Source organism: Prevotella sp. P5-126 (assembly GCF_002251185.1).
Lineage (GTDB): Bacteria > Bacteroidota > Bacteroidia > Bacteroidales > Bacteroidaceae > Prevotella.
Genome location: NZ_NPIZ01000111.1, coordinates 86,503 through 96,348, shown reverse-complemented (window position 1 = coordinate 96,348; position 9,846 = coordinate 86,503). Strand labels below are relative to the sequence as shown.

The window sequence follows — 9,846 nt, the reverse complement described above, 5'->3', positions numbered from 1 at the left end:
AATGTGCAAAGATAAACATAAAATTCCGATTTATAGGGTTCTTTTGAAAAAAATAGCCTTTAGCATGTATATTTTTCATGAATTTATACTACCTTTGCGTTACAAAAGTTAACACCAAATACATTTTAAATATGAGAGTTATTATTGAATCTGATTATCAGAAATTGTCGCAATGGGCTGCAGAACACGTTATTGAGCGTATTAATGCTGCCAAACCTACCAAAGAACATCCTTTTGTACTCGGTTTGCCAACTGGTTCTTCACCAGAGGGAATGTATGCTTGTCTGGTAAAAGCCAACAAGGAAGGCCGTTTGTCGTTTAAGAATGTGCTGACATTTAATATGGATGAGTATGTAGGATTGCCTGAAAGTCATCCTGAAAGCTACCATTCGTTTATGGCTCGTAATCTTTTTGACCATATTGATTGTCCGAAAGAGAATATCCATATTCTTAATGGTAATGCAGAAAATCTTGCAGAAGAGTGTGCTCGTTATGAGCAGATGATAGCCGAAGCAGGTGGTATAGATCTTTTTATTGGGGGTATAGGTCCTGATGGTCATATTGCTTTCAACGAACCTTATTCTTCGTTGACATCTCGCACTCGTGTCAAGACATTAACAACCGATACGATTATTGCCAACTCTCGTTTCTTTGACAATGATGTAAACAAGGTGCCCAAGTTGGCGCTTACTGTAGGTGTTGGTACTGTGATGGATGCTCGCGAAGTGATGATTCTCGTCAACGGCCACCATAAGGCTCGTGCCATGAAGGCGGCTGTAGAGGGTGCTGTTACTCAGGAGTGGACTATTTCTGCCCTTCAGATGCATCAACATGGTATTATCGTGGCTGATGAACCAGCTGCTGACGAACTGAAAGTTGCCACCTACAAGTATTTCAAGGATATAGAGAAAGACAATCTGTTGTAATCAGACAATTGCGATGAATGTCAAAGGCGAATAGCTGTCAGACTTTCGTCGTCTGAAGACAAACGGACAGATAAACGCAAGCAGGATTATCGAAAATGATAATCCTGCTTGTATTTTATCCTCTTGTTTGTATGGTACATCCCCAATCAATATAGGAATTGGAATGTGTACGATTGGAGTTGATGTGCTATTGTTTCAGTTTGAAAGAGTTTTCGATGCTGGTCACTTCTTCTACAAATGCCTTATCAACTTTCATGCGCTGGTCTATCGTATTGCAGCTGTGAATGACTGTTGAGTGGTCGCGACCACCTACCAACTGTCCAATTCTCGATGCAGGCATCTTGGTGTATTTCTGTGCGAAGTACATGGAGAGTTGTCGGGCAATTACAAATTCGCGTTTGCGAGAACGGCTCATTACGTTGGGTTGGGTGACATTATAGTGTGCGCATACCTTTTCGATGATATCGTCGATGGTCAGGGGACGGTTGTCCACCTTCACGGCACGTTTGATGACACGTTCAGCGAGGCGCATGTCAATATCGCTATTATATACAATAGAGTATGCCATCAATGAGTTGACCACTCCTTCCAATTCACGTACAGAACTATTGGCGGTTTCGGCAATAAACTGAATGACGTCGGCAGGGAATTTTAGACCGTCACGGCGACATTTGGTATTGAGGATGTCAATGCACAATTGCACGTTGGGTTTATGCAATTCGGCTATCATACCACATGAGAAGCGAGTCAGCAAGCGATCCTTCACACCTACCAAATCAACTGGTGGACGGTCGGCAGCCAATATAATCTGCTTTCCACAACGGAACAGATGATCGAATACGTGGAAGAATGTGTCGAGGGTCTTGGTGGCTGCAGCCCATTCCTGAATGTCGTCAACGATGAGCACATCGATGGTTTGATAGAAATGAATGAAGTCGTTGACCGCGTTATGACGTACCGCATCGGTATATTGCACTTGGAATAATCTGGCAGATACGTAGAGTACTCGTTTCTGTGGATAAATCTCTTTGCAGCGCACACCAATAGCATTTATAAGGTGTGTTTTACCGCTACCTGACGGACCGTAGATAAAGAATGGATTGAAAGTGGTGCGTCCGGGGTGCTCGGCAATGGAGAGACCGATGGTGCGTGGTAACTTGTTGCTATCGCCTTCGATGTATCGCTGGAAGTTCTTATGGGGATCCAGTTGTGGATTTAAATCCTGTGGGGTTGCTGCATCGAGGGTGGTGGGGGATTGGTTGGCACGTGTTGAAACCTTTGGCTTGTCGATAGCAACAGATTCGCTACCTTCTTCGTCAACGGTAAGACCGTGTGCTTTGTCAACCACAACACGATATTTCAGCGCAATATTAGTGCCGAAACAGCGATGCAGTACTTTGCTTAGCAATTCCACATAATACTGCTCCAATACTTCATAGACGTAGCGGCTTGGTATTTGCACGACAAGTGTCCTGTTGTCTTCGTCGTAAGAGTCGAAGACAATAGGTTCAAACCATGTTTTGTACTGTTGCTCAGAAACGTTATCTCTTATTAGCGAGAGGCAGTCGTTCCAAAGCAGTCTAGGAGCTTTGTCCATTATGGAATTTCTTTTGTATTTATAGTTAAAAGATACGGTTGCTTTTCGTTAAGCGGATACAAAGTTCGCACTTTTTTTTCAATTAACCAAATCTTTATTTTTTGTTTGTTATATATATATTCCTCTAACTGCCTATTCCTGTGGTATTTACGGGATATGGCTTATTTCTGTAGTCGTGAAACACTATTGTAATAATGTAACTCCTTATATAATAGTCTATTAACGCCGTGACTCAAGACCTATTGCAGGTCTGTTCTGCTATCTCTCAGATGGTCACGAAATCGTCTGATAACGAGCATAAGACCTGTCTTTTTAGGTCATGTGCTTCTGATGGTTGTTATTTAGACTAATTAAAAACAAGCATCTCTCTTATTTATCCTTCTTTCCGAACACAGAGAAGTGTACGTAACGCTTAGGATGTACTTTCAAGTCGATGAGTAGAGAATCTGCACTTGCAGCAGTTGAACTGAGTCTGTAGTAGAGTTGTGGATCGCTCATGAGCAGTCCGAGTGTGCCCTCTTTGCTGTTGAGCCTGTTGGTCATTTGCTCTACGTTATCCAGCGTTTGGTTGACTTTTGCCGTCATAGTGGCAATATCCACGGCGCTGAGGTTTGCTGTGAGTTGCTCTGTATTGGTGAGAACTCCATCTGCTTTTTTCATAACCGATGGGACATCTCTGTTCAGACTGGCAGATAGTGATTTGAGTTCTACGCTTGTTTTATTGAGATTGTCGGTCATTCCTTCCACGTTGTGCAGGGTGTTGCGTAGTGCAGGGTCTGCCAATAGGATGTTGAGGCTTGCCATGATGGAGTCGAGTTTTGGGAGCATACGTTCTACGGTCGGCATCATTTGTCCCACTTGGTTCATGAGTCCCAGTTCCATTCCGCCTTTGATAGAGTCGCCGGCAGTCATGAGTTGTGTGGGGTTGCCCGACAGAATCAGGTTGATTTTGATATTGCCGAGCAGATCACTTGCCAGTTCGGCACGTGATCCGACTGGTATGCGCATGGCTTTATCAAGTCCTACAACAGCCACGATATTGTTGGGGTCGTTGTAGTTATAGTCTATGCGTTCCACGACACCTACTTTATATCCGTTGGCATAGACAGGCGATGAAGCCGACAGTCCACTTACATCGTTGAACACGAGATAGTAGGTGTTGGTGTTTGAGAATATGTTGAGTCCTTTAAGAAACTGCAATCCATAGAAAAGCACGAGTATGCCGAAGATGGCAGTTAGTGCGATTTTGACTTCTTTTGTGAAAAATTTCATATTTAAGTTTTTTCTTTATTTCTTGTTTTTGTTTCTTCTGTATTCTTGTATTGCTTGTTGCACATTGGCCCTACGTCCGTCTTTGAAGGCGATGATGAATGCTTCGGGGAAGCGTTCTGATAATGACTTGCGGAGTTGGTAAATCTCCTGATAGTCGGTTGATGCGCCTACGGTATATTTGAACATGCCGTTTTCTTCGTAATAATCTACGTTTTCCAAATCTTTCAGCATGGGGCTGTTTGGATTCTGACGAGCTGAACTGGCAAGTATCTGTACCTTGAATATGGGTTGTCCGCTTGTCTGTTGAGGTGTGAAAACGGTATTTGCTGGTTTCTCAACCGTCTTTACTGTTGGTTTTGTCGCAGTTTTTACGGTTTCTGCTTCAGTCTTTTGTACTGGTTTTGCCGCAGTTTCGGCATTTTGTTCCGCCTTTGGGGTTGGTGTAACAACGGTTTTGTCGTGACGTACTTCTGTCTTATGAACGGGTTTTTCTACTGGTTTTACTTCCGCCTTTGGTGTTGGTTTTGAAGCCGGCATTATTGGTTCTCCTTGTTGAGAACTGTCTTTCCCTGTCTGGTTATTGCGAGTTGGATCTGCCATGAGGATAGAATCCACATCGGTTGATGGCTTTTTATTGTTGTCGTCAACGGTTGTTCTTCCTGCTCTGGCGTTGGCCAGTTCCTGCAATACCTGATTTTTTTGCGTCTTGTTGTCTGTTTTTGGCTTTGCCTGCGGTATGTTGTTTGCCAGCGGTTTGTTGTCCGTTTTGTCGTTTTTGGTCTTTGGCGCTTGTTGTTTTTGGCTTGGCGTGGCTATTGTCGGCACGTTTACCTTTTCCGGTTCCTGTATTTGGTATGAAGGTTGTGTTGCCGCGTCTGATTTTTTTTTAAAGTCGAGAAATGCTTGATAGATGCCGAAACCGAGTTTGTCAATACCGTCTTTAGAGTTCAGAAAGCGCTCTTCGTCTGCAGTAGAGATGAAGCCTAACTCGATCAGACAACTGGGCATCGATGTTTCGCGGAGTACAAGAAATCCGGCTTGCTTAACGCCTTTGTTGGGTCTGTTGGCTGATGCGCATGTGTGGCGTTGTACTGCTCGGGCCAGTTCGACGCTTTTCTCCATGTTTTTGTCTTGTATGAGTTCAAACATTATATAGCTCTCGCTTGACCGTGGGTCGAATCCCTGATAGCGTTGCTTATAGTCTTTTTCCACGAGAATAACTGAGTTTTCTCGTTTAGCTACCTCTAAGTTGTCGTTGGCTCTATGCATACCGAGGGTATAGGTTTCAAGTCCTCGTGCTATGCGTCCACCGGGTAGTGAGTTGGTGTGTATGGAGATAAAGAGGTCTGCTTTGTTTCTGTTGGCTATGTCAGCACGTGTGTGCAACGGTATGAAAATATCTGTTTTGCGAGTATAGATGACTCTTACGTCTGGGCAGTTGTTTTCTACGTATTTTCCGAAGGCGAGTGCAACATTGAGGTTGGTGTTTTTTTCCTTAGAAAAAGAGCCTACTGCACCAGCGTCGTGACCGCCGTGACCTGGGTCGATGACAAGGGTGAATCTATCTTTGGCGGCTGCCTGTAAGGCCGTCGCCACCATTAATAATAATAGGTATAAGGTATTCTTTTTACACATATTAATTGTTTACCGTTTGCAAAAGTACGCATTTTCAGTCAAAAACCAACTGCTAAAGCATAGTTTTTTGCTCATTTGTCATAATTACCCTTACTCCGGCTCCCTCGCAATCAGCTCCCATCGGTGGGTTTTTCTTGATGATGTTGAGGTCGATTTTTGTAATGTTGGGGTATGTGTCGAAGAGTTTTTTGCAGATTCTTCCCGCCAGATGTTCAATCAGCTTTGATGGAGTCTGCATCTCCTGACTTATTGTTTGATAGACGTCTGCATAACTGATGGTATGGCTCAGATCATCAGTTTGCATGGCATGAGTGAAGTCGTATCCTATCTGGATGCTAACCTCATAATCGTTTCCGACGGTCTGTTCCTGCGGCATGACGCCGTGGTAGGCATGGAAGCGAGCTTTGTTGATGATGATGCTCGTATCAAATGGTGTCTTCATTCTCCTTTTCTGTGAAGGTTCCATCGTTGACGTATTTCTTGAGTGCACGTTCCACGCCGATCTTCCATGTATTGATGCTTTCGTTTTGGAGCTGGAGCGACCCTACCAGTTTTACCACATGTGCGATGGGCATGCGGTAGCGCAGCACACCAGAAATCAGTTTTGCGTAGTTCCAGTATTCTGGGTTGAACTTCTCAGATAGTCCTTCAACGGTTGTTTTGTATCCTCGTTTGTTGACGAACTGGAAGTCATAACGCTTTGTTCCATCTTCGTTTACCTGTTTTACGATTTTTCCGTGTGTGACCGATTTAGGCAACATAATGCCTTCGTCGTCGTCTTGCAGACCAGTAAAAATCTCGTAAGGGTATCCGTCGAGCAGTCCTACGAGTGCCACCCATTTGTCTTTATTGTTTTGAAAGCGCACCACGTCACATTCCAGTTCCTTAGGCCTGACCTCTGTCACTTCTGGTCTCGCCGCCTTGTTGACTACGTGTGAAATCAGTTGGAACATGAAGTTTGCCTGTTCCGGTTCTAGTGCGTTGAGACATGTGTGTAGTATCTGGCTCATAGAGTCAGCGTTTATGATATGTCCGATAGACGTACTGATATCGGCCAATTTACCTGCCACATTCAGCACTTCGTCTGTCTTGGCTGGTGTTTGTTCGTTTATCTTTTCTGTTTGCATACTCATTTTGCAAAGGTACGAATAAGCGAGCGTAATACAAAGAAAAAACTCGTTTTTTCTTTTATTACCGAGTGCAAGTGCCTTGGACGCTTAGCGTCAGAGGTAAGAATAAGCGAGCGTAATACAAAGAAAAAACTCGTTTTTTCTTTTATTACCGAGCGTAAGTAGCTTGGACGCTTAGCCTCATAAGGCATTTATATAGACCTAAAGTCCAAATACAAACTTATTATGGGTTGCGGAAAATTTACATTTGCTGTTCGATAGATTCTGAAAGTTCAAATTTATATAAGCGGTAAATCTACGCTAAGTTTATAATGAAACTATTGGAGTTCCTGACTTCTCGATGCCTTCTCGATGTGTTCGGGATGCATTCGGGATGTGTTCGGGATGAAGGTGCTAAAAGAAACAGAGGCGGTAAGTCCCAAGTTCCTCCCATGTAAGTCCCAAGTAAGTCCCATTTTTTGCAGAGGGAATGGGAAGACGAAGGGAGGGGGGAGGGAGAAGAGTGTAATTGTTGCCTATGCGAGGATGTTACGCAATAACAACCATCGGGAAGTCGTATAAGCGTTTAAAATACAGACAAAATGGCATAAATATCTGCCTAAATGGCGCAAAATACAGTTCGGCACAAGTGTTGAATAATAGATAAGTGAACAAGTAACAACAGAAACAAAAATAATTAGGAGGACAAGAATATGACATTTGACAAGTTTACAATCAAAGCACAAGAGGTGGTGCAAGAGGCCGTCAATACTGCTCAGATGAATGGGCAGCAGACCATTGAACCAATCCATGTGCTCAAAGGTATTCTGACGAAAGCCAAAGACGTATCGACTTTCATCTTTCAGAAGTTGGGAGTCAATGCCAATCAAGTAGCTATGCTCGTAGATCAGGAGATTCAGCATCTGCCCAAAGTACAAGGCGGACAGCCCTATTTGTCTAACGATGCTAATAGCGTGCTCACCAAAGCCATGGATACTGCCAAGCAGATGGACGACGAATTTGTTAGCGTAGAACCTATCTTGTTGGGGCTGTTGACCGTGAATAGTACTGCCAGCCGTATTCTTCGCGATGCGGGTTGCAACGAGAAAGACATGCGGGCTGCGATTCAAGAGCTACGCCAAGGACAGAAGGTGCAGAGTCAGAGTGGTGACGAGAATTTCCAAAGTCTTGATAAATACGCCAAAAATCTGGTAGAGCAAGCACGCTCAGGCAAACTCGATCCTGTCATTGGACGTGATGAGGAAATACGTCGCGTGTTGCAGATTCTATCGCGCCGTACCAAGAACAACCCTATATTAATAGGTGAACCTGGTACTGGTAAGACCGCTATCGTAGAGGGATTGGCTCAGCGTATAGTACGTGGAGATGTACCTGAGAATCTGAAAGACAAACAGCTCTACTCACTCGATATGGGTGCGCTGGTGGCTGGTGCGAAATATAAAGGTGAGTTTGAAGAACGACTCAAAAGCGTCATCAACGAAGTGACCAAGAGCGAAGGACGCATCATCCTTTTCATCGATGAAATACATACCCTCGTGGGAGCAGGTGGAGGCGAAGGCGCTATGGATGCAGCAAACATCCTTAAACCAGCATTGGCTCGTGGCGAACTGCGTGCCATTGGTGCTACTACGCTCAATGAGTATCAGAAGTATTTCGAGAAGGATAAGGCATTGGAACGCCGTTTCCAAACCGTCATGGTAGATGAACCAGATGAGCTCAGCGCCATTTCTATCCTGCGTGGACTAAAAGAACGCTATGAAAACCACCATAAGGTGCGTATTCAAGACGATGCCTGTATTGCCGCCGTGAAACTCTCCGAACGATACATTAGTGACCGCTTCCTGCCTGATAAAGCCATCGACTTGATGGATGAGGCTGCAGCCAAACTACGTATGGAGCGCGACTCTGTACCTGAAGAACTCGATGAAATCACTCGACGCCTCAAACAACTGGAGATTGAACGTGAAGCCATCAAACGCGAAAACGATCAGCCCAAACTACAACAACTCGACAAGGATATTGCCGAGTTGCGCGATCAAGAAAAACAATATCGTGCAAAATGGGAGGGAGAAAAAGCGTTGGTCAACAAGATACAAGAGGACAAACAGCAGATAGAAAACCTCAAACTGGAGGCTGAACGTGCTGAACGTGAGGGTAACTACGAACGTGTGGCAGAAATCAGATACAGCAAACTCAAAATGCTCGAAGATGATATCAAGCACATTCAGGAACAACTCAAGAGCACACAAGGCGGAGAAGCTATGGTGCGCGAAGAAGTGACCGCCGACGATATTGCAGAGGTGGTAAGTCGTTGGACCGGCATTCCTGTAACTCGTATGATGCAGAGCGAACGTGAGAAACTGCTCCATCTGGAGGAAGAACTCCATCATCGGGTTATCGGTCAGGATGAGGCCATTCAAGCTGTGAGTGATGCCGTGCGCCGCAGTCGTGCTGGTCTGCAAGACCCTAAACGGCCAATAGCATCGTTTATCTTCCTCGGTACTACCGGTGTTGGTAAAACCGAACTCGCCAAAGCGTTGGCAGACTATCTGTTCAACGATGAAACCATGATGACGCGTATTGATATGAGCGAATATCAAGAGAAATTCAGCGTTTCGCGCTTGATTGGTGCGCCGCCGGGATATGTTGGCTATGATGAGGGCGGACAACTGACAGAGGCCGTGCGTCGCAAACCATATTCTGTGGTGCTCTTCGATGAGATAGAGAAGGCCCACCCAGATGTGTTCAACATCCTGTTGCAGGTGCTCGATGACGGTCGCCTTACTGACAACAAAGGACGTACGGTAAACTTTAAGAACACCATCATCATCATGACGTCAAATCTGGGTAGCCAGTTTATCCAGCAGGAGTTTGAGAAACTCAACGCCACCAACCGAGAAAGCATCATCGCCAATACGAAGATGCAGGTGATGGATATGTTGAAAAAGACCATCAGACCGGAGTTCCTCAACCGTATCGACGAGACCATCATGTTCTTGCCGCTTACCAAAGCGGAAATAGCAAACGTGGTTCGGCTCCAGATGAATGCGGTCAAGAAGATGCTCGAACCACAGGGCTTTACGCTCCGCGTTACCGATGCAGCTATCAACTATCTTGCCGATCAGGGATACGACCCCGAATTTGGTGCTCGACCTGTAAAGCGTGCCATCCAACGACTGGTGCTCAACGACCTGTCGAAAAGGATATTGGCCGAGGAAGTCAGTCGCGAACAGCCAATCACAATCGACGCCAACGGTGCAGGATTGCAGTTCCGCAACTGATCAAC

The 9,846-nt window shown here is 45.0% G+C and carries 6 protein-coding genes and 1 pseudogene; 2 read left to right on the top strand and 5 right to left on the bottom strand.

What is annotated here, in order from left to right:
• The first annotated feature begins 131 nt into the window (after positions 1-131).
• Positions 132-926: a glucosamine-6-phosphate deaminase gene (nagB, locus tag CIK90_RS13505; RefSeq protein ID WP_094465883.1), complete on the top strand. Its 795-nt coding sequence runs from the start codon at positions 132-134 to the stop codon at positions 924-926.
• Between the two features lie 187 nt (positions 927-1,113).
• Here nagB and dnaA read toward each other — a convergent pair whose 3' ends face one another.
• The 5 genes and pseudogenes from dnaA to CIK90_RS13480 form a co-directional block, all read right to left on the bottom strand.
• Entirely contained in the window at positions 1,114-2,523 is a 1,410-nt protein-coding gene (gene dnaA, locus CIK90_RS13500) for a chromosomal replication initiator protein DnaA (RefSeq protein WP_094465881.1), read from the bottom strand.
• 369 nt (positions 2,524-2,892) lie between these two features.
• Positions 2,893-3,795, bottom strand: a complete 903-nt coding sequence (locus CIK90_RS13495; protein ID WP_094465879.1) for an MlaD family protein — start codon at positions 3,793-3,795, stop codon at positions 2,893-2,895.
• Positions 3,796-3,810: 15 nt separating this feature from the next.
• Positions 3,811-5,430, bottom strand: coding sequence for an N-acetylmuramoyl-L-alanine amidase (locus tag CIK90_RS14685; protein WP_144007294.1), 1,620 nt, complete (start codon positions 5,428-5,430; stop codon positions 3,811-3,813).
• Between the two features lie 52 nt (positions 5,431-5,482).
• Complete coding sequence (folB, locus tag CIK90_RS13485) at positions 5,483-5,872, bottom strand: dihydroneopterin aldolase (protein WP_094446982.1); 390 nt, start codon at positions 5,870-5,872, stop codon at positions 5,483-5,485.
• 16 nt (positions 5,873-5,888) lie between these two features.
• A pseudogene (locus CIK90_RS13480) lies at positions 5,889-6,344 on the bottom strand (ribonucleoside-diphosphate reductase, adenosylcobalamin-dependent); the annotation flags it as partial.
• 908 nt (positions 6,345-7,252) lie between these two features.
• On the opposite strand from CIK90_RS13480, the gene clpB reads away from it, so the two are divergent.
• Positions 7,253-9,841, top strand: coding sequence for an ATP-dependent chaperone ClpB (gene clpB, locus CIK90_RS13475; RefSeq protein WP_094465877.1), 2,589 nt, complete (start codon positions 7,253-7,255; stop codon positions 9,839-9,841).
• The last annotated feature ends 5 nt before the right edge of the window (positions 9,842-9,846 follow it).

Coding starts and splice junctions, on each gene's coding strand:
- nagB (WP_094465883.1), top strand. CDS start 132: ATGAGAGTTATTATTGAATCTGATTATCAGAAATTGTCGCAATGGGCT.
- dnaA (WP_094465881.1), bottom strand. CDS start 2,523: ATGGACAAAGCTCCTAGACTGCTTTGGAACGACTGCCTCTCGCTAATA.
- CIK90_RS13495 (WP_094465879.1), bottom strand. CDS start 3,795: ATGAAATTTTTCACAAAAGAAGTCAAAATCGCACTAACTGCCATCTTC.
- CIK90_RS14685 (WP_144007294.1), bottom strand. CDS start 5,430: ATGTGTAAAAAGAATACCTTATACCTATTATTATTAATGGTGGCGACG.
- folB (WP_094446982.1), bottom strand. CDS start 5,872: ATGAAGACACCATTTGATACGAGCATCATCATCAACAAAGCTCGCTTC.
- clpB (WP_094465877.1), top strand. CDS start 7,253: ATGACATTTGACAAGTTTACAATCAAAGCACAAGAGGTGGTGCAAGAG.